This is a genomic window from Dapis brunnea BLCC-M229 (assembly GCF_050015995.1).
GTDB lineage: Bacteria > Cyanobacteriota > Cyanobacteriia > Cyanobacteriales > Microcoleaceae > Trichodesmium.
Window position 1 is genome coordinate 1 of sequence record NZ_JBNHEP010000268.1, and the last position, 22,456, is coordinate 22,456.

Annotated in this window: 15 protein-coding genes and 1 pseudogene; 6 read left to right on the forward strand and 10 right to left on the reverse strand. The window is 35.6% G+C overall.

From position 1 onward, the window contains the following. Together ACP6PM_RS30690 and ACP6PM_RS30695 are read left to right on the forward strand one after the other, a co-directional pair. Positions 1–113: pseudogene (locus ACP6PM_RS30690) on the forward strand (photosystem II q(b) protein); the annotation flags it as partial. Between the two features lie 641 nt (positions 114–754). Beyond that, complete coding sequence (locus ACP6PM_RS30695) at positions 755–1,735, forward strand: ABC transporter ATP-binding protein (RefSeq protein WP_426590667.1); 981 nt, start codon at positions 755–757, stop codon at positions 1,733–1,735. Between the two features lie 424 nt (positions 1,736–2,159). Here ACP6PM_RS30695 and ACP6PM_RS30700 read toward each other — a convergent pair whose 3' ends face one another. From ACP6PM_RS30700 to ACP6PM_RS30730, 7 genes are all read right to left on the reverse strand, one after another. Next, positions 2,160–2,276, reverse strand: a complete 117-nt coding sequence (locus ACP6PM_RS30700; protein ID WP_426590668.1) for a glycosyltransferase family 2 protein — start codon at positions 2,274–2,276, stop codon at positions 2,160–2,162. A gap of 91 nt (positions 2,277–2,367) precedes the next feature. Next, a complete protein-coding gene (locus tag ACP6PM_RS30705) occupies positions 2,368–2,874 on the reverse strand; it encodes a hypothetical protein (protein ID WP_426590669.1) in 507 nt (168 codons plus the stop codon). Between the two features lie 324 nt (positions 2,875–3,198). Beyond that, positions 3,199–4,212, reverse strand: coding sequence for a DnaJ C-terminal domain-containing protein (locus tag ACP6PM_RS30710; protein ID WP_426590670.1), 1,014 nt, complete (start codon positions 4,210–4,212; stop codon positions 3,199–3,201). A 1,109-nt stretch (positions 4,213–5,321) separates the two neighbouring features. Next, entirely contained in the window at positions 5,322–5,858 is a 537-nt protein-coding gene (locus tag ACP6PM_RS30715) for an AAA family ATPase (protein ID WP_426590671.1), read from the reverse strand. Between the two features lie 415 nt (positions 5,859–6,273). Next, positions 6,274–7,560: a glucose-1-phosphate adenylyltransferase gene (locus tag ACP6PM_RS30720; RefSeq protein ID WP_426590672.1), complete on the reverse strand. Its 1,287-nt coding sequence runs from the start codon at positions 7,558–7,560 to the stop codon at positions 6,274–6,276. A gap of 476 nt (positions 7,561–8,036) precedes the next feature. After that, complete coding sequence (locus ACP6PM_RS30725) at positions 8,037–10,007, reverse strand: pentapeptide repeat-containing protein (RefSeq protein WP_426590673.1); 1,971 nt, start codon at positions 10,005–10,007, stop codon at positions 8,037–8,039. A gap of 338 nt (positions 10,008–10,345) precedes the next feature. Then, positions 10,346–11,044 (reverse strand): hypothetical protein, encoded by a 699-nt coding sequence (locus ACP6PM_RS30730; protein WP_426590674.1) that lies wholly within the window; start codon positions 11,042–11,044, stop codon positions 10,346–10,348. A gap of 139 nt (positions 11,045–11,183) precedes the next feature. Here ACP6PM_RS30730 and ACP6PM_RS30735 point away from each other — a divergent pair, with 139 nt between their 5' ends. Beyond that, positions 11,184–12,665, forward strand: a complete 1,482-nt coding sequence (locus tag ACP6PM_RS30735; RefSeq protein ID WP_426590675.1) for a glycoside hydrolase family 13 protein — start codon at positions 11,184–11,186, stop codon at positions 12,663–12,665. A gap of 618 nt (positions 12,666–13,283) precedes the next feature. Here the strand turns inward: ACP6PM_RS30735 and ACP6PM_RS30740 are convergent. Further along, on the reverse strand, positions 13,284–13,895 hold the full coding sequence (locus tag ACP6PM_RS30740) for a hypothetical protein (RefSeq protein WP_426590676.1): 612 nt from the start codon (positions 13,893–13,895) through the stop codon (positions 13,284–13,286). A 70-nt stretch (positions 13,896–13,965) separates the two neighbouring features. On the opposite strand from ACP6PM_RS30740, the gene ACP6PM_RS30745 reads away from it, so the two are divergent. Then, positions 13,966–16,053 carry an Ig-like domain-containing protein gene (locus ACP6PM_RS30745; RefSeq protein ID WP_426590677.1) on the forward strand — a complete coding sequence of 696 codons (2,088 nt, stop codon included), beginning with the start codon at positions 13,966–13,968 and terminating at the stop codon, positions 16,051–16,053. A gap of 179 nt (positions 16,054–16,232) precedes the next feature. Here ACP6PM_RS30745 and ACP6PM_RS30750 read toward each other — a convergent pair whose 3' ends face one another. Further along, positions 16,233–18,521 carry a PBP1A family penicillin-binding protein gene (locus ACP6PM_RS30750; protein WP_426590678.1) on the reverse strand — a complete coding sequence of 763 codons (2,289 nt, stop codon included), beginning with the start codon at positions 18,519–18,521 and terminating at the stop codon, positions 16,233–16,235. Positions 18,522–19,241: 720 nt separating this feature from the next. After that, a complete protein-coding gene (ilvD, locus tag ACP6PM_RS30755) occupies positions 19,242–20,927 on the reverse strand; it encodes a dihydroxy-acid dehydratase (RefSeq protein WP_426590679.1) in 1,686 nt (561 codons plus the stop codon). A gap of 225 nt (positions 20,928–21,152) precedes the next feature. Here ilvD and ACP6PM_RS30760 point away from each other — a divergent pair, with 225 nt between their 5' ends. Both ACP6PM_RS30760 and ACP6PM_RS30765 read left to right on the forward strand, forming a co-directional pair. Then, positions 21,153–21,992 carry a pentapeptide repeat-containing protein gene (locus ACP6PM_RS30760; protein WP_426590680.1) on the forward strand — a complete coding sequence of 280 codons (840 nt, stop codon included), beginning with the start codon at positions 21,153–21,155 and terminating at the stop codon, positions 21,990–21,992. 278 nt (positions 21,993–22,270) lie between these two features. Next, the coding region (locus ACP6PM_RS30765; RefSeq protein ID WP_426590681.1) for a hypothetical protein at positions 22,271–22,456 on the forward strand (186 nt) is incomplete at its 3' end.

The window sequence follows — 22,456 nt, forward strand, 5'->3', positions numbered from 1 at the left end:
GGGCAGACATCATCAACCGCGCTAACTTAGGTATGGAAGTAATGCACGAGCGTAATGCTCACAACTTCCCTCTAGATTTAGCAGCAGTAGAAGCTCCTTCTATTAAGGGTTAATTTTTAACTGATTGGTTAAATCTTAATTACTAAAAAAAACCCCTCCGTTTGGAGGGGTTTTTTTTTGATTTGTTTGATGGAAAATTTTACAGCAATTTCGGAGGCGCGTGATATCAAATCCGGTAGCATCGGTGTTATTCAGTATTAAAGATCCGAGTCTATATTGTAGGGACGAATGGCCATTCGCCCTTACCCATTGTATAACGATCGACGGAATTATATTACTCTGAAGCCAACGGATTTGATATGAGGTATAAAATTTTATTATTTCAGGACTTACGCCAAAGTAGTATATTTGTTAAAGACTGGAAGTCTGGAGCTATCGGGAGTGGTAACACAAGCATTCTGCTCGTTAGAGACTGTTTGTAAAATAAGTCTTAACAGAGCAAATAATGACTAAAATCTAAAAGCGGTAGTACTTCAAGAGATTGAAATTTCCTAGATACCAGAGGTTTAAAGGTACATATATTCCCAGATTTTTAACTTACAAATAGTTGTCTTGATTTCTTCCTCCCTCCATACCTATTCCCTATTCCCTGTTCCCTGTTCCCTGTTCCCTATATCCTTTTTATATTTCCTTTACAAACAGTCTCTCAGTTTATGCTAAAAAATAAGAAATTAAATATATAAACTGAATTTTTATGGAATCTACTGTCAATTTTCCCCTTGAAGAGAAAACACCAGAAAAGTTGCCAGTAATAGAAACTGCTAATTTAGGTAAATTATACCGCACTGGCTTTTGGATGAATCAAAAAATAGAGTCTCTTAAAAACTGTAATTTGACAGTTTATCAAGGGGAAACTTTTGGACTTTTGGGACAGAATGGTGCAGGTAAAACCACCTTACTCAAAACTTTACTGGGAATTGTACGCCCTACATCTGGAGCAGCAATTTTGTTAGGGCAACCAATAGGCGAGCGCTCAGTTAAAGAAAAAATTGGTTACTTACCAGAAAATCCTTATTTTTATGACTATCTGACTGGATGGGAATTCCTGGAGTTTGTAGCAGGATTATTTCAAATACCAACATTAATACAAAAACAAAGAATTCCAGAGTTACTTGAGTTAGTTGGATTATCTAAATCAACAGCTATTAGAAAGCAACTACGTCAATATTCCAAAGGAATGTTGCAAAGAGTTGGCATGGCACAAGCTTTGATTAATGACCCAGAGTTAGTGTTTTTAGATGAACCTATGTCAGGTTTAGATCCAATGGGGCGTTATCAAATCAGAGAAATTATTGTCTCGCTCAAAGAACAAGGAAAGACTATTTTTTTTAATAGTCATGTTTTATCAGATGTGGAGAAAATTTGCGATAGGATAGCTATTCTTGCTGAAGGAGAATTAATTTGTATTGGTACTTTGGATGAAATATTAGGCACAAATGAAACCTATTATGTTAAGGGTAAAAGTGGTAATCTGGAAATACTTAAACAATGGATACCAGATTTAGAATTTGAGAATAATTTTTGGCAAGGTCATTTGCAAGGAAACCCTCAAGAATTTTTAGTTAGTCTGGGATTAATGAAAGCTACACTAATTAATATGAATATAGAAAGGATTAGCCTTGAAGAGTATTTTATGCTGCAACTGCGAGAACGGGGAGTTTTTTCTAGTCATTAAAATTCTTAAACAAGTAGTTTTAATTTTATTGTAGAGGAATTCCATATAATATTATAACGGTTTTCATTAATATAGAATACAACTGTCAGAACTGTAACTTATTAAACTTCAAACATACCTGTTTTTCTCTGTAGTCTACCTTTGTGAAAACCGCTATAAATCCAGTTTAATCGTTCTCATTAGTATCAACTTGTACTGCTTGATAAGAAAGAATTACTGCTTGAAGATGAAGAGTAATTGCTTTAGTCATTTATTCAATACAATTAGGTGCTAGATAGTCATCATCATCCACTGGTTTTATTCAGTCTCCCTGAGCATTTTTGACGCCTACATTTATTGTACCCGCGTGACATTCGTTAGAAGTAGTACGATAGTAAATGAGGCGATCGCCCAAGCTTTTCAAATATTCTTCTGTACCGTCTGTTTAACAATTATCAACCACAATTATTTCCCATTCAATGGTTTGTTCTAAAGCTGAATTAATTGCCCGTTTTAATAAATCTAAGCGATTATATATTGTAATTACAACACTAAATTTCATTTGTAAATTTTCCTTCATAATTTTTTGATTAATAAGGAAAAAGTAATAACAAATGGAGAAGCAAAAGGGGAAACCAATTTTGTGATTTAGATTATAGTTGTAACTCTTGTAACTTTGATTTGTATTCTGGGCAAAAAGAAGTTACACCTGTAGCTATTACCTTACCTGTATAGAGAGCTGCTGTTTGTAATTGCTCTGGTGTTAAACCTAACTGAAGTAGTGATATAGCTGCCTGAGTAGAAAATTCTTGAACAGAACTACCTTTCTGTAGAGATAGACAAGCATTACGAGCTGTTTCTAATGCTTGTTTATCACCCATAATATTATGTATTTCTACCTCTGCTGGAGTTAATGAACTTTTTAATAAGTTTTCAAATGATTCTGCTTGGGCAGGACTAGATAATAATATATTTAATATTACCGTTATGCTTATATAGATATAGGACTTACGCATTCCTACTAAGAAAGCAGCTCGATCGACGAAAATTTGCAATATCAAGCACTGAATTAGGGTCATAAATCCAGTTTCTGGGTAAGTCCTGTTCTTGTTAAATGTTGATGTATTTTTTTCTTTTTTTTCATGTTGCCATTTTTTCATTTAATAATCTTAAAAAGGATAGATATTTATAACCAATGTCAAAAGTCCTGAAATTGACTTTTGACTTAAAAATGGCTTGGCACTATTAACTTAAACTAGGGGTTGCTGATTAACTATCAAAGCATTGACAGATCTAGGTAAGTGCCTTTTTTGATCGCAAAAATTTACAGCTTTTCAGTCTAAAAAGCTGAAAAAGTTAGAATTTTGGGGAGACAAGGGCAGAAAAACTAAGGGAAAATTCTTCCGACTACCTCCTCTATAATTTCTATTTCTTCTGAGTTCTGAGTTCTACTCTTAGCAAAAGAATTTTTTAGCAAACCCTAACTAAAGAGATACATTTTTTAAATGACTGCGAGGCTCAAAAGTACGATTAGCTTTAATTTTCTCATAACATTCCCTTTCTAAAGAACTAATATTTTTTGGAGCAGTAATAATAATTCTTACTAACTGATCGGTACGTTCCCCTGATTTGGGTTTAGGCCATCCCTTACCCCGTAACCGCAAAGACTGACCAGAACGAATACCCGCAGGAACATTAACATTGACCATCCCATCAGGAGTTGGTACTTCAATAGACGTACCCAATACAGCTTCATCTGGAGTTATTGGCACTTCACACAATAAATTATCTCCCTCAAACTGGTAAAAAGAGTGAGACTGAATTTCTACCTTTAAATACAAATCTCCCCTTTGCTTAGTATATTGATCTAGTTGACCTCTACCTTTAACTCTAATTTTACTTCCGGATTTAACTCCAGGGGGAATTGAGACTTCTCCACTACCCACACGTTTTTGTGTTCCCCGAAAAGCTTCTGCAAAAGTAAGAGTAATGTCAGCTTCTAAATTTAGGGAAGTTGCCGACTTACGACTATCAAAACCAGAAGCACCATCAAATCCATTACCAAATCCGCCTGGCCAACCTGTATTTGTGTTGTAGGTATAAGTTCGTCGTCCACCACGATTACTACTACCGGGATTACCACTACGTCCTAATAAAGTATTAATAAAATCATCAAAGCTGGCATACTGACTAAAGTCAAATCCACTAAAATCTACGGTACTACCACTTGTGCCACCAGGCCATCCACTACCACTAGAGCCTACCTGTTTCCAGTATTGACCAAATTGGTCATATTTTTTGCGTTTTTCTGGATCTGATAAAACTTCATAAGCTTCGTTAACTTCTTTGAAACTAGCTTCTGCTTGGCGATCGCCAGGGTTCATATCTGGGTGATATTTCCGAGCTAATTTACGGTAAGCTTTTTTTATTTCTTCTGCACTAGAACTTTTAGTTAAACCTAAGATTGAGTAATAATCTTTAAAATCAGTTTTAGCCATTTATTTTCCTCCTTATATGAATATTTTTGAGTGACTACTTAATGTTAATATATGATTACTTTTTACTTGACGAATGATATAGCATTAACATTTGATATCTGAACATAAAGTTAAATGTTTGAGGGAATAGTGGGAGGTCATTTCAGTTATCAGTTATCAGTTATCAGTACCTCTAGCTGTTTGCGCAGCATGACCTAGGAAAGCTTCGGGATTGAAATACAGAATTCTCTTGTTTTTATCCCCTTAAAAGGGGAAGCTTTAGACCACGATTTTTTGGTAATAAGATAGTTTTTGGGAATATAAAAAATGAAATTATAGTTTTAACTGATTTGGAAACACTAATATTTTCAGTACCATTACAGTTTGTTTGGCAATATCTAATATCTGCTCTTTCTGAGCAACAATTATACTTTCTGATGTATAATACTAAGCGTGAAAAAAGAATATTATAAATAAGCTTGAGTGAAAAGGGCTTTATGTGAATGTCTTTTTGACTAAAAGAGATAGATGAAAACAAAAAATGCTGCAATTTTATTCCTCTTGACTCCTGACTCTTAAGCATTACTCTAACTATGTTGTAGCAAAAATTTATCAAACTGATATAAGTAGGTTTCAACCTAGATATTGAGGTTGGAGACAATTTTTCTGCCAACAACTGCAAGAACTACCCCCCGATATTAGTGATTAATCAAGGGGACTCGATATTATGATTGAGCTTCTTAATTTCAAGTTATCAAAGCTTAAGATTTAGTCAAGTTCGGTTTTTCCTGAAAGACTAATAGCAATTGCCGTACCCTATTTTTCAGATATTAGTAACCATCTTGTTTGTTTCCTCGATTTTAAATTACTTTCAATACTGGTTCATGTAATCTATTTACCAAATAATTAAGGTTTAAAGGAGAGGCTTTAAACCATAAAAAATAAAAAATTTTCCTTAAGCGTCAATCCTCTTTTTTTCCAGGAAAGGTAATTATTAATTATTGAAATGGGAATTACCATCATTCAAAATTAAAAACGAAACAGTAACATAGAAATTATTTTAGATTACAAATAATGTAGAAATAAAGATTATTTTTTTGTAATAAATAATGAATATTTATAGAACAATATTATCTAGTAATTCGTTGCAGTCGATCAAATCCTTCTTCACAACTTGGGAGAACATTTGTTAATTGTCGAGACATTTTCATTATTACTTCTTCTGGCACTTGGCGTTGTCGTTGTTTATTTCTTTCTAAGCATAACTCCAATGATTTGTCAAGCCATAAACCAGTTATATAGCTAAATCCAGTTTCTCTAGCAAGCTCAATCAGTTCTTTTCGTCGCCGACGTTGGGTATTAGTAGCATCATATATAGCTAAAGATTTTAGGCTTACAGCTTGGTGAAATTGTTGTTGTACTTCCTGCCAAACTTGAAGCCAAGGCCCTTGAATTGCTTCATCACCAAATAATTGAGCCCGGATAGCATCAGTAGAAATTAATTGACACCGAGGATATCTAGATACTATTTTCCTGGCTAGAGTAGATTTACCACTAGCTGGAAGTCCGATCAGAATAATTAGTCTAGTCTTGACATCCTCCCGATGTTTCGCTGACGCGACAACGCGAGATTGCCTAACATCACTGATAGGGGCTTTCTGCTTCATAGCACCTACCTCCACTTTCCCTCTTTTCGGTCTTACGGTCGCTCCACAGACAAGACAGCGCGGTCTTGGGGGTCTCCCCCATGAGCGACTGGCGCTGACACTGTTAGCCCACCAGTCTTATAGTATAGAGGATAAGCATACTATTGTAAGAACCGCAACATTGATTGGTTTTCCCATGCGACGCTCCCCTGACCGAGAGTGCGGTTCTTCAACCAACGTTGAGATAAACTACCAATAACTTCCTCGGCACAAAAGTACCTCCGATTCAAGCATCGGAATTAAAATACTGACCTTTGATTTCTTTAATCCCCTTAAAAGGGGAGACTGGAGACCTCATTTTTTTGGTTAATATTTAGTGGTTAGTAGTATTTACTGATAACCACTAACCAACTAATTACTTACAGTGAAAAAATTACTAAATCACTGTTCCATCAGGGATAATAGCATTTTTCAATACAACAACAATACCACTGCGAATGATGAATCCTTCATCCTCACGTTGAGCTTCTTCTATCTTGTCTTTATTGATTATTTGGACATTACGGCCAATTCGGGCATTCTTATCAATAATTGCCCCACGAATAGTCGTTTCAGCACCAATACCCAATGGTATCTTACCCTCATTCATACCAGATTGACGTTCGGCAAAAGGTTCATAGAAATCACAACCCATCAGCAGAGAATCTTCTATTATAGAGCCAGCTTCTACACGAGAGCGCACACCTAAAACACAATGGTCAATCCGGCATTGTTTAAGAATACAACCTTCTCCAACAATTGACTCTGTAATCTGGCAGTCCAAAAGTTTACTTGGCGGTAAGTAGCGAGAGCGAGTATAGATAGGAGCTTTTTCATCATAAAAGCTAAAGGGAGGCTGAGGCTGTTGTGTCAAAGCCAAATTAGCTTCATAGAATGACCGAATAGTCCCGATATCTTCCCAATAACCTTGAAATGGGTAAGCTTGAACATTATAATCTTTAGCCGAATTAGGCAAAATTTGTTTACCAAAATCTGGAGCTTGGGATTCTTCCAATAGTTTGACCATGACATCTTTATTAAAGACATAAATCCCCATAGAAGCAATGTAGGGTTGTTCTTTAGCGACTTCTGGACTAACTCCTAAAACAGTGGTATCCACTGCCATAATTTTTAGATCGTCCCCTTTAGGTTTTTCGCTAAACTCAATAATCCGACCAGACTCATCAATTTTCATTAAACCAAAATCAGATGCCCGTGCTTCATCAATGGGCAAGACAGACAGAGTAATATCTGCGTTGGTGTCAATATGGCGTTGGACGAACTCCCGATAGTCCATGCGGTAGAGATGGTCTCCGGAGAGAATTAGATAATAATCAACATCCCACTCTTTAAATAACCAGATATATTTACGGACAGCATCTGCTGTTCCTTGGAACCACTCTGGATTATCTTTAGTTTGTTGAGCCGCGAGAACTTCTACAAAACCTTCACTGAAACCAGGGAAGTTATAGGCGCGAGTGATATGACGGTTGAGAGAAGCGGAGTTGAATTGGGTCATAACATATATCTTCTGCATTTCTGAGTTAATGCAGTTACTGATGGGAATATCTATCAACCGATATTTCCCGGCTAGGGGTACTGCTGGTTTGGCCCGCAGTTTTGTTAATGGATAGAGACGGGTACCTGCGCCACCGCCTAAAATTATACTTAGTACGTTTTTCACGGTTGAACCTCACTGCCAATGATATTGCCTTTCTCAGTGTCCAACGGTAGGGGATCGTTGGCAAGGGGGTAGATATAGGAGGAGTCAGACGTCAGAAGTTAGATGTTAGATGTTAGATGTCAGAAGTAGCCCCTGAGTGAGTTTGAGCATTTATAAATCTTCTAACCTATCTATGTGTTGCTATACGTAGATATTTATATATGGTGAGGTTAAATTTTGGTTATGGGGAGGCGATCGCTCATTATCTTTTCTCTAATAGGAATGGGTTTAATATTAAATTCGGTAGTATCGGTATAGATAAGGTGTAGAAACCGGGTTTGTATGTCCCCCTACCATACTCACATCTGTCTCCCATAAGCCCGGTTTCTTATAAAACTCTGAAAATTCCTTGGGAAGAATTTTTCTTTCTGACCTTGCCTTCTGCTTTTTTCAATGTCCTTTTACAAACCCTACACACCACTAAAAATTAAAATTTTTTATAAGCCAAGAAGTCCAGTTAGAGTTGGCAGATAAGTTTTGAGAGTAGTTGCTAGTTTGCTAGTATCTGTCACTGCTGCTGTTAGACCTTTCAAAGCATTCAATGCCATGGAACAAAGTTTTCGCACGCGTTCTGCTGGTGTTTTTTTGGCTTCTTCTGCTATGGTTTCTACAGCTTCAAGAGCTTCTTCTTTTTGAGTTTCTGAAAGTGTAGAATCATGATTAATTGATTCTTGCAAAGCAGTTAAAATAATTGCTAAATCTTCGCCTTTTTCTGTTTTAATATCCTGAAGTTGTTGAATCGTGTTGCTAATTTGACCGTTGAGATTTACTAATGCCATACTTCCAGAATTCGTGAGATTAACGCCACTCAGATTAACATCTCCAGATGTGGTTTTATCTCCACTAACTAAATCGCCACTAACTTGAGGATTTTCATTTTTGTTTTCCATAATTTCTACCTTTTCTGAAGGGTTTAATAATATATTAGCTTTATGACCTTGAATTGATAATTCGTTATAATAATAATTTGTAATGCTCTGATGAATTGCTGGTTTGTCTGCGGTTGGTGAAACACCAATTTGTGCGAGAACTACATTCTCATCTTTTTGTTCTATTTTCCAGCGGCTTTTATTGATTCCTTGATATTCATTTGCTGTTTTATCTAAAGCAGTACCTAGAGCTTTCCAACCGCTAAAATTAAAATCAAAATCATGTAAAAGTACATCTACAGTTTCTTGAAGTTGATCTATCCATCTTTCAAATTCACCATCTTTAAATTCTCCACTGTCTGGTTTGGGTTCTAAAAAACCGTGTTTGCCTTGTTTAATATAAATTCTTTTACAATTAACATCTTTAAAGCAAGTACGACTATTTTTACTGCAATCTTCTAGACAGGTTTCTGTTAGATTAGCTCTGGAAAAATCTACATCTAAGAGTTGAGCTTTAGATAAATTTGCTCCTTCTAAATTAGCATCTGTTAAGTCTGCACCATTTAAGTTTGCTCCTATGAGAATAGCTCCTGCTAAATTAGCTCCTTTTAAGTTAGCTCCACTAAAATTTGCTCCAGTATAATCTTTGCCAGCGCCATCTTCTGGATTTGTAAGTAGCTTTCTTACATGAGGATTTTCTAAAATTGTATCTTGGAGTCTAGATAATTCTAATCCTGTAACATTTTTAAAACTAGCACGAGTTAATATAGCTTTTCTAAAATCTGTATGTGGTAAGTGTGAATTATCGAAACAAGCATCTGTTAGATCGACACCGTAAAAAGATGTTCCACCTGTGGCGGATAAAAATATAGCTATTTTTTTTATCCATGCAAATTGTGGGGAGCCTCTGATAGCTTTTCTAGAAATAATATAACCTGTAAAAATTGTGGCAATTTCTGAAATATATATTATTATTTCTTTTTGTTCCTGTTGTGGATTATCAGTTTTTCCAGTAATAGCTATAGCTGCCAAAATAGCAGTGCTTAGAATCAAAAAATCACTTATAATTTCGCTAGCTACAGATGTAAAACTTATTGCAGTTCCAATTATTATTATTCCTAAGTATACTATAACAACAAGAAATCCAATGAATGGTAGTAATTGAATTATTGTATTAATTTTTATAAAATGAATAAATACAATTGTAATACAAGATATCAAAGCAATTACAATAAAAGTATTTATTTTGATGCCATTCGCAGCTAAATATAAGAAAAAAATATAAGGTACTAATATTATTAATCCAAGTTCTGTTTTGCCAAAAGAAGATTCATCCGATAAATCTTCAAATATAATAGACAGCAATACTCCTGAAACTAAAGGTATTATAGTTGATAAAATAGTACCAAATATTCCAGCTCCTACGACCAATATTTTACGGATTATATGATGCCCAGCTTGTGAATTTACAAAGTCTTTGTTTTCCAGATTATTTGTAAAATAAATACTACGAATATTATTTGAATTAGACTTTTTCATGTGATACTTTGAGAAGTATTTTAAATTAATTAAAAGTTATAGCAATCCTATTTTATTCGTGGCAAAAATCTCACTGCTTTTTAGGCAACAGGCAACAGGCAACAGGTAGGAGTTTCAACTTTTTTATCTACTTTTTGATTTGTCCCAACCTATTTAGGATTGCTATAGTCCTGTAAATGTAGTGATACGGCAGATTCCGCCCGAATTATAAAGCTTTCTAGTGCGGGCATCTTGCCTGCGATAGGTTTACCTCACGGGCAATGGAAAGCGCTGTATCTATAAAGTAAACCCCTTTCACACTCAGGAATCTAACCACAAAAATCACTACTTGTACAAGACTACCAATTGAAAAATCCCCGTACCCAGTCTTCTATATTATCCGTCCATGTATAATCACCGAAAGGATTATTAGAAGGATTATTAAAAGATATATCTATATGCTCAGTTCTAAGAATCTCTATAAATTCTGCTGAAGTGCCTGTCTTTTTCATAAACTCAGCTTCATTTTGATACTTTTTCTTAATATAAAGATCTATGTCAAACTTAAATAATGGTATATCTACTTCTTCTCCCTTCAAATCATTAATCTCACAACCTAAAATATCACAAATTTTTTGAAGTTGTTCTTGGGTAGATGTTTCTTCTAATTTCTTTTTGCTGATAAGTTGGGTACTATAAAAAGCCAGTGTTAATATATCTACTCCTGAATTCTGGCTTAAATTTTTTAGTTTGTCAGATATTTTTTTTAGTTTGTCAGATATTTGCTGATCGTCGAGATCATTATTTGGGTCTAGTTTCTCTAATATCTTAAGTTGAATTGCTCCTTTTTTAATATTTTCAATGTTCAGTGGCTCATACTCATTCCTAGAAATAATCATAGTTTTTGGTGCACCTTCACCCTCAAACCATCTTGTAGGAAATTCTTCTATCCAATCTTCTGTAGGGTTCTTTGGATAAGATTCAACTTTAACTTCTTCTATCGTACTATTTTGTTCCTTTAATTGTAGAGCTTTTTTTGTCAGTTTTAGCCATGTCATAGTTATCTAACCTCAGACTAATAAATATGCTCATTATACTAAACTTAAATATAGAAATAGAAGATATCGTTACAGAATTTTACAACAAATTCAATATCTGATAACTTTGAGTAGAATAACCTAACTCAAAAGTTTATCTATGCAAATTCAAACACCAGAATGGGTAAAACACGCTGTATTTTACCAAATTTTCCCAGACCGTTTTGCTAAAGGTCAACCACCCAGCAAAACCAGAAAAGGAATAGACAAAGGTTCATATCCCACCATCCTAGAATCTTGGGATGAACTTCCTACTCCTCAAGGTTACAAAGGAGGGAACCTCTGGGGTGTCATCGAAAAACTTGACTATATTCAAGACCTTGGTGTCAACGCCATTTATTTCACCCCAATTTTTCAATCAACTTGTAACCATCGTTATCATACCCATGACTATTATCGAGTCGATCCAATTTTAGGAGGTAATGAAGCTTTAAGAGTATTAATAGATGCTGCTCACGATCGCAATATTAAAGTTGTTCTGGATGGAGTTTTCAACCACGCTAGTCGGGGTTTCTATTTCTTTAACGATATCTTAGAAAACGGTCCTCATTCTCCCTGGTTACATTGGTTTAAAATAGAAAATTGGCCTCTGTCTGCTTACGATGGCAGTTTACCTGCTAATTATGTCGGATGGATAGGCAACCGTGCTTTACCTGTATTCAATCACGATAACCCAGAAGTGAAAGAATACATTATGGAAATTGGCGAATATTGGTTAGAATTTGGCATTGATGGTTGGCGGTTGGATGTACCGTTTGAGGTGAAGACTCCTGGGTTTTGGCAAGAATTTCGCGATCGCGTCAAAGCTATTAACCCAGAAGCGTATATTGTGGGTGAGGTCTGGAGTGACTGCTTACAATGGTTGGATGGTAGTCAGTTTGATGGAGTGATGAATTATTTGTTTACGGGTCCGACTATTGCATTTACAGCGGGCGATCGTGTTGATATTGAGCAAGTGAAAGACCGTGACTATTCAACTTACCCAGCTATATCTGCTGTTGAATACGGTCAAAAAATGGAAGAGTTGTTGCAACTCTATCCTTGGGAAATTCAATTAACTCAACTCAATTTATTAGACAGTCACGATACAGCTAGAGTTTTGAGTATTGCTCAAGGGGATAAAGCAAGTGTTGAATTAGCTACTTTATTATTGATGACTTTTCCCGGCGCACCAAGTATTTATTATGGTGATGAAGTAGGTTTACCAGGAAAGTTAGACCCTGACTCTCGTCGTGGTTTTCCTACTACTGAAAAATGGGATAATCTAGTTCTCGAATATCATAAAAAGTTAATTGCTATCAGAAATGAATATCCAGCTTTGCGTACTGGTAATTATCAAGTTTTGTTTGCCGAAGAAAATGTTTATGTATTTGCTCGTATTTTAGGAGAGGATGAAATTATTATAGGTGTTAATATTGGTACCGAAAAAGCAACGGTTAGTGTTAGTGTTAGTAAGCTTAAATCTCAACCCAATAAAGTTGTTTATGGTAATTGTGAAATATCTTGGCAAGGAGAAAATAAATCTAGTAAATTAGAGTTATATTTACCTGCTAGAAAAGGCTGTATTTTAATTAATAATTAATAATGGATAATTAATAATGACAACTACCTATAATTAGGTTTTTCTGATTAAATCTAAAAGTATTTACAGATAAAAGTTGGTCAGCATTCAGTTGTTAGCTAGCTAATAGCTGACGGCTGAATTCTTACAAAACTTGTAGCCTTTTTAGAGATTGTTTGTAAAGGAAATATAAAAAGGAGATAGGGAACAGGGAACAGGGAACAGGGAACAGGGAACAGGGAATAGGGAATAGGGAATAGGGAATAAGGAGGAAGAAATCAAGACAAATATTTGTCGCTTAAAAATCTAGGAATATATGTACTGAATACTTCTCTACCTACCAAATTTCAATCTCTTGAAGTATTACCGCTTTTAGATTTTAGTCACTCGCATGTTCTCTTAATACTTATTTTACAAACAGTCTCTTAGGTATCAAATTAAAAGGAAAAGTCTTAAAGGTCTGGGAATTAATTATCAATTACCTCCTCAACTATAGCATTTCCCAAGAAGCGTGAGGTACATTAATGTACCTCTCCAGGCTGAAAACTGCTATATTCCCAAATAGTAGCAATATTTTTGACACCAATTAAATAGGATTGCTATATTTCTAATTATCAATTATCCATTATCCATTATCCATTATTCTAAGATTCCTACAATAATCTGGAGTAATTCTAACAAGTCTTTGGGAACTCGATACAAATTTATATCTTGTATAATTTGCTTTTTTTGAGTATCAAGAACTGCAAATTGCCAAATATTACCCATTGATACTGCACCATATAACAAAGAATAGCTAGTAAATTCTGCTTGCTCTAAAGCAATCAATTCTACTGCAAGTTGTGTGAAACCTCTTTGTAAGTCAGCATTTTTGGCTTCAATAACTAAAAACTGAGTTTGGGTTTGGATAAAATAATCTAATTCACCTTTCAACTGTTCGCTAACTTTTAAAGAATACCCCACCTTAATTTTAGCTTGGGTGTAGTGAATTGATTCCATCAAAACAGGAGCAATAAGAAACTCCCTTCTAGCCATTTCGCTAGTTAAACTGACATAGGGTAAAATTTCTTCTAAGCGTTGTTTTAAAATGTCTAATCCTTCGAGTTGACGATGGGTTTGGGGTAAAGTAAGCGATCGCGATTCATATTCATAACCAAAATAGGATAGAATATCGTCAGGTTCAGAATTTAATTTAAAATAGTCAGCAAAGGTATAAGACTGAGTGGGGTCAATAATTGAAATTATAGACATATAATTTATCTATATATAAAATTTTATTTTAGTAGATATTATATTAGTAAATTTTTAATAGAGTCGGAGAATGAGCAGGCACCTTGAAAAATCTATTGTTTTAATTAGCAGTGCTAGTAGTGTTGATAGAGAAGCAAAAGTTATTGGTACTGGATTTGCTTTTTATCGAACACAGTATCACACTTACTTCCTTACTTGTGCTCATGTAGTTAAAGATGTAGGTGGTGAGGAAAATGTCTTAGTGAATAACACTCCTGCAGAAGTTGTAGCAATAGGAAATAAGAGTGGTTTTGATTTAGCCGTGTTGCGAGCTGTACTACCCTCAGATATTCGACTTTTGAAATTGAGAATTTTAGAAAGAGCAAAGGGGAGCAAAATTAAGATTTTAGGTTACTATTTTTATGGAGAGTTGAAAAGACATTCTGCTGAAGAAATTGAGGGAGAAGTAGGAGAAAGAACTTTTTTGACCCAATCAATAGAAGGATCTGTTGAACAAGTAACAACTTGGAAACTAAGAATCACAAAAGGCTTACTTCAAAAAGGTTATAGTGGGGCACCTATTGTTGATTCAAAGCAAAATTGTGTTCTAGGTGTTGCTACTGATATGGAAGGAAATGGTGAAAGGGGACGAGCAATTTCTGTAGAAGCGTTAAAAGAAATTTGGCCAGACCTACCACCAGAGCTACTCGATATCCCTAAATTTCCTAAATATTACTTTACTATCTGTATTTGTTCTGCTGTTTTTACTTTTGTTTTGGGTTTACTTTCGGGAATAGCAATGCCAAACTTGGTATCTAAAAAATATCCTATTAATATTCATCTTATTAATAAAGATATGAGGATAAAAAAAGTAGATATCAAAAGTGACAATAGTGACAAAGTTATTTGTAATTATGACACCCCAAACGGCGATCGTGCAGTTATTAATGACTGTAGTTTGGTATCAAAACCGATGAATGTTACAATTGAAGTCAGTAAAGTAAATAATAATAGACCACCTCAAGGAAAACCAGATAGATTTGAGACTAATAAAAATAACACTAGAATAATTAAAAAGAGTGAATTGATTGAAAATGATGAAGATCCTGACGGTAATAAATTCAAAATCCATCAGGTTTCACCGAAAAGCGTTCTGCGTGTCGCTGTTATAGATGATAATGATACTATTAAATATACACCTCTCAATAATTTTGTAGGGGTAGATACTTTTGATTATACACTTAAAGACTCTTTTGACGAATACTCTAACCCTATAGAAGTAAAAGTTATAGTAAAGAATACAAAACCTACAGGAAGCCCTATAAACATTCGTTTTAATAATAAAAATAAACAAATCAATATTGATTTTTCTAATCATATCAATGATAAAGACCGTGGAGACAAAGAAAACTTGACTGTTGTGGTGGAAAATGAAGAAACTCAAAATGATGGTACTGTTAGCATAAATCCTAACAATAATCAGAATCTTATCTATACTCCTCCACAAGATTTTACAGCAAAAGATACTTTTTATTATAAAGTTGTTGACCGTTATATTGACTCTTCTGGTGTAGAGTTCAAAGAAGAGTCAGCACCTATCAAAGTTACTATTGATTTTGATTTAGAATTATTATCAGAATATTGGAAAGGTAAAGGTTATTCTTGGGCTATTGAACGTTATTATACACAGATATTTACTGATTTAAAGGAAGAGAGATGGAGTGCTGCAGACAAGATTACCTACGAGCTTATGTATCATATTATGGAGATGTCTAATGACTATGATGATGTAAAAAATAACTATTTAAAGCCAAATCATATCAGGAATTTTCCATGCGAACACTTGTATATTATCGATCAACTTTGGAAAAATACTTCAGGTGAACGTTCATTGAGTTTTAGTTACCAAAAACAAAAGTTTCAAGAACTAGAAAAAATAACTCAAAAAGATGACGCAAAATTTATAAGGGAATGGGCTAAGGTATTAGGATGGTTTAATGGTACAATATGGACTAATCGGGATGAATGGAACGACTATCAGAAAGAAAAACCAAAAGGTTATTACCCTATGGGAGGAATGTTTATTGGTTCATATAACTACCGAGAAGAGTCTTTAGATGAACAGAAAGTAGATGCTCATCGTCAATCTCTGATCAATTGTTCTAAAATCAAACCTTAAGTTACAAAGCTATTACTAATTACCCATTACCGAAAAATTTTGGTTTAAAGCCTCCCCTTGGATAGGGGATAATAAATAAAAATTTTCATGATTAGTCAATCCTATCCGTTTTCAAGAAGAGGTAATTATTAATTATTCATTATTAATTATTCATTATTCATTATTGAACAACCCTCTTATTATTCACCCACAACCTTTTTCATATAATTTCCCCATAATTGAGCAGCTTGACTACTACTGCCATAAGTAGGAGAGTTATCATCATTTCCTAACCAAATTCCTGTAACTATACTTTGGTTTGGAATATATCCAATAAACCATAAATCTACTGCTCTATTAGTTGTACCCGTTTTACCCGCTTCTCCTAATCCCAGATTAGCACTACTACCGGTACCAAATTGCACCACTCCTTGGAGCATTTGAGTCATTGTGTCTGCTATGTATGGTTGCAGAATAGGTTGGTTAGCTTGAATATCTCCCTGGGGGTTTTCACAATTTGGATCTGGGTTATATGAATAAATGCAGCGACAAGTGTAAATATTATTGCGATCGCCACAATCACTACTATCTATAATTTTCCTAATAGTATGGGGTTTATTCGCCACTCCACGATTAGCAAATACTCCATAAGCACCAGTCATTTCCAAAACATTAACTTCACTTTGACCCAAAATTAACCCAGGTACAGCATTTAACTTAGACTTAATCCCTAAACGCCTTGCCATTCTTACCACCCTATCTAAACCTACCTGTTGAGCGACTCGCAAAGCTACTACATTTTCAGACATTGCTATACCTGTGTACATATTTGTATTACCGTTACTGCGTTGACAACCGCCGTAACTCACACCCATCCACCTGAGGGAACTACAAGAATATAATTTTGTTGGTGGTATCCCCCTTTCTATGGCAGCAGCATAAGCAAAGACTTTAAAAGTAGACCCTGGTTGACGTTGTGCTTGAGTCGCCCGGTTAAACTGACTCTGTTGGTAATCTGCACCTCCGGTCAGAGCGATGACTTCCCCATTCCTAGAATCTATTGTGACTATAGCACCTTGAGAGAAGTTAACATAAGAACCAGTATTATTAATGCTATCTTGTAAAGTTGTTTCTGCCTTGGTTTGAATTTCTTGGTTTAAAGCTGTTTGAACAATAAAATTTCCTTCTCTAGCTAAGTCTTCTCCTAATAATTCTTCTAATTCGGTAAATACATGACTATAATAATAAGGTGCTAATGTACCTTGGATAATTTCTTTAGCTTTAGGATTAATTTCTATTCGCGATCGCCTAGCTCTATCTGCTTGTTGTTGGTCTATCATCCCTAAACTCAGCATTCGATAGATAACTCCATCTCTTTTTTGTACAGCTAGTTCATAATTTTGTACTGGATTAAAACTATTGGGTGCTGGTAAAATCCCTACTAATGTTGCTGCTTCTGACAAAGTTAAATCTTGAGCGCTCTTGCCAAAATAAAATCTAGCAGCATCTTCAAATCCATATAAATCTAATCCTAAATAAACTTTATTTAGATAAGCTAATAAAACTTCATTTTTATTATAAAAAGCTTCTAATTTAAGAGAGACAATTGCTTCTCGTATTTTCCTACCAGCAGAATCTTCTGTACCTACATAGTCTCTATATATGCTTCTCGCTAGTTGTTGAGTAACCGTACTTCCTCCCTCGCTTATACCATCTGACCGTAAATTTGTCAATGCTGCTCTAGCAATTCCGATGGGGTCTACGCCAAAATGCCAATAAAAGCGACTATCTTCAGAGGCAATGACCGCATCAGGTAAATATTGAGAAAATTTAGAGATGCGCCCCAATTCATAATGGGCATTTCTATAGGCAGGACGTAGAGGAGTTTTTCCGTCACGAGCGTAGACAACTACTGGGCCAGTAATTGGGTTAGGTAAGGGGTCTACCTGAAATTTTGTCCATTCCAACAAAATAATTAAACTGACCAAAGCAGTGAATCCAGAAATGCCAAAGAAACTATAACGAAGGATTGGAATATACCACGCAGGAGGATGGATATACCTAACTTTAACAGCATCAGCTAATGCAGGTGGTCCTAAAGTTAATATATCGCCATGACGTAAAGGAAGACTAGAAATCTGTTTTTTTCCATTGTAGATACCATTAGCGGAATTTTCATCTTTGATGATATAAGGGGCGTTAGCTCTGTTTGAATCTCGTGAGACTGATAGATGAATTTTGCTAATTAGGGGATTACGAATGACAATATCACAGGCTTGGGAGGAACGACCTAGTAAGTAGCGATCGCCTAAAAGAGGATATTTTTTAGTTGGAGTAGCTTCTGCTTCCTGTATCCAGAGTTCAGGTACTTTGGCATTAGGTCTCAGTGCTAGTCGAGAAAAGTTGACACCAGCATGAATAGTTTTTACTACTTGGGTAATACTACCTAAGAGAGTTTGAGAATTACGAGGCGGCTGAGAATAATTCATAACTATAGGGAATAGGGAGCAGAGACTGGGAGGAAATAATTGATGATTTGTATATAGTAATTAATTTTATTTTTGATTATTGGAGATGTCTAGTAGGAAAAATATACTTTATGTTCTATCACCATGACTATAGCTTTCTATAGAAACCATTTGATATTTTTGAGGTTGGTTTTCTTTTCTACAACGTTTGCGTTGGCGAAGCGGAACGGAGTTCTATCGCTGAAAAACTATACTATTCTTAGTTGAATAAAAAATCATGTATATGGGCGAATTTTCGTCAATACTTTTTAATATATCATACTTTTTGTGAGGATGCAACTGAAAATCCTTTGGCGTGCTGATTTTTTTTCATTTGCTGAAGCTCCCGGAGGTAGATGGTGAAATTTTTTCCTTTTCTATTGCGTATAGAGCAATAGTTGTTTCATTTGCTGAAGCTCCCGGAGATGGATGGTGAAATTTTTTCCTTTTCTATTGCGTATAGAGCAATAGTAATTTCATTTGTTGAAGCTCCCAGAGGTGGATGATGGAATTTTCCTATTGCGTATAGAGCAATAGTCGTTTCATTTGCTGAAGCACAACTAAAGATTGATAGATTGATACAAAAACCTACCCATAGATTCTAATATCTATGAACGCAAGGGTTTGATCTCCAAACCCCTACAGTCTTACCTACCCCCTAAGCACAAAAACCATACCCGCGCTTCAGTAACGCGGTAAATTTCAATCCAATTCAGCGTCAGTTACTGCTCCAACACTGCTAGAAGAAACTAACTTAGCATACTTAGCTAATACACCTCTAGTATATCGGGGTGTCGGTGGTTCCCATACTTGACGACGCTTTTCTAGTTCCTCATCAGAAATATTTAATTGTAGTAAACGCTTATGAGCATCAATAGTAATCATCTCTCCTTCTTTAATTAGAGCGATCGCTCCACCTACTGCTGCTTCTGGAGCTACATGACCAACTACCATACCGTAAGTACCACCAGAAAATCTACCATCAGTAATCAATCCTACTTTATCCCCTAAACCTGCACCAATAATAGCGGAAGTTGGTGCCAACATTTCCCGCATTCCTGGTCCACCTTTCGGACCTTCATAACGAACTACGATAATATCTCCTGCTTGAATTTTGCCTGCTAATATTGCTTCTAAGCAAGCTTCCTCTGACTCAAATACTCTTGCTGGACCTGTTATTTCTGGGTTTTTTACTCCTGTAATTTTGGCAACTGCTCCCTCAGTTGCTAGATTTCCTTTTAAAATAGCTAAGTGTCCTTGAGCATACATGGGATTATCCCAAGGGCGAATCACATCTTGATTGGAGGGTGGTTCTGAAGGTACGTCTGCTAGTTGCTCTCCAATAGTTTTACCTGTTATGGTTAAAGCGTCTGGGTGGAGTAGGTCATGTTCTAGGAGCATTTTCATTACTATAGGGATGCCACCTGCTTGATGCAAATTTGTTGTAACGTATCTACCACTTGGTTTTAGGTCGCACAATACAGGTACTCGCGCTCTAATTGTTTCAAAATCATCTAAAGATAATTCCACTTCGGCAGCATGAGCGATCGCCAGTAGGTGTAATACTGCATTTGTGGAACCCCCTACAGCCATAATTACTGAAATTGCATTTTCGATGGCTTTGCGGGTAATAATTTGCCTAGGTAAAATTTGTTTCCGAATAGCTTCTACTAATACATGAGCTGATTTTTCTGTGCTATCTGCTTTTTCTGCATCTTCGGCAGCCATTGTTGATGAGTACATTAGACTCATACCCATTGCTTCAAAAGCTGAAGACATGGTATTGGCAGTGAACATTCCCCCGCAGGAACCAGCACCAGGACAAGCTCTACGTTCTACTTCTGTTAATTCTGTTTCGTCAATTTTTCCTGCACTATATTTTCCTACTGCTTCAAAAGCACTCACAACTGTTAAGTCTTCGCCATTATAGTTGCCTGGTTTGATGGTACCACCGTAGACAAATATAGCTGGGATGTTCATGCGGGCGATCGCTATCATTGCTCCTGGCATATTTTTGTCACACCCACCAATAGCAAGAACTCCATCCATTGTTTGGCCATTACAAACTGTTTCGATGGAGTCGGCAATTACATCTCTGGAAACTAGGGAATATTTCATTCCCTCAGTACCCATAGAAATACCATCGCTAATAGTAATAGTGCCAAATATCTGTGGCATTCCTCCGGCTTCTTTCGTTCCGCTCATGGCTCGTGTGGCCAGATCGTTAATACCCATGTTGCAGGGAGTAATGGTGCTATAGGCATTGGCAACTCCGATAATTGGTTTGGTAAAGTCTGAATCTTCAAAACCTACAGCTCTCAGCATGGCTCGGTTTGGAGCGCGTTGTACTCCTTTAGTCACTAATTGGCTTCTTCTATTTTCTGGCATAGTATTTTTTGACTCTACTCTTTTATTTGACCAAAAAAATCAACTGTATACAAGCCCCCGGATTTATTATTGGAGAGGGAGAAAAACTTTCAGTCTTGCAAGCTCTTTGATTCATCAATGGGGTCATGTTTTTGACTTTTGAGTTTGAGATTTTTTACCTTAGTAATTTGTAATGTCCTGCTTTAAATATAAAATATAAAATAGAAAAACTTTGAGGCAGAGCAAATGGAGGCTGAGGAACTTCTCAAGCAATATGCAGCAGGGGAAAGAAATTTTAAAGGTATTACCCTGGTAGGAATTGATTTAACCGGAGCTGATTTAAGTAATGCTAATTTTACTAGGGCAAATCTCCGTAATGCGATATTGAAGGGTGCTAACCTCAGTGGAGTTAATTTCAGAGAGGTGAGTTTGGGGGATGCTTATTTAAGTGGAACGAATTTGAGCGAAGCGAATTTGATTGGAACAACTCTGGTGAAAACTGACTTTACTAATGCTAATTTGAGTGGAGCTAATCTACGGGGTTCTAATTCTAGAGAAGCTAATTTGAGTCAAGCTGATTTAAGGGGTGCTAACTTAACGGAGGCTAATTTAAGTCAGGCGAATTTGACTGAAGCTAATTTGAGTGAAGCTACAATGATTCGTGTTAATTTGATTAGGGCTATTTTAAGTGGTTCTAATTTAGAGTTTGCTAATTTAACAAATGCTTTGATGAATGAATCAATTTTGGAGGAGGTAAATCTGACAAATGGAATTCTAAGTGGAGCTATGTTAAGTGGTTCTAATCTGAGTGAAGCTGATTTGAGTAAATCTACTACTATTGGAGCGACTCTGAGTGAAGCGAATTTAAGTGGAGCAAAACTACGAACTACTAATGCTAGTTGGACTACTTTACGAGGTGCTAATCTCAGTGGGGCGAATTTATTTCGGGCTAAATTAAGTTGGTCAAATCTGACAGGGGCAATATTGGTTAAAGCTGTTTTGATTGACGCGAAGCTGAATAAAACTAATTTACGAGATGCAGATATGAGAGGAGCTATTATGCCAGATGGTACAACTTTTCCCTAAAAATATTGTTGCTATTAACTGAAAAATTTAAATTATAATGGCTGTTTTTTTTGATTATTTATATCAACAAATATTCATAAAATTTATCTATATGTATATGTAATCGAATATAATTAGAATATATTTACAATTTAATGAGAAATTATTGGGAACTGTAGGAATAAATCAAAATGAATGCTGAAGAATTAAATAGTCGATATCACCTAGGAGAATGAGGTTTTTGTTCAACAAATTTAGTAGGGGCAAATTTAAAAAGTTTATACCTGGAAAAGGTTGATTTGGCAGGTTTTTGTTTGGCTTGTGTAGATTTAACTAAAACTTTTCTCAATGAAGGAAATTTTTCTGATGCTTTTCTTGACTCTGCTAATATGAAATTTGTCAAATTGGGAAAGGCTTCAGCAATTAACAGTGAACAATTAATAATTAATAATTACCCCTTCTTAAAACGGATAGGATTGAGTCAA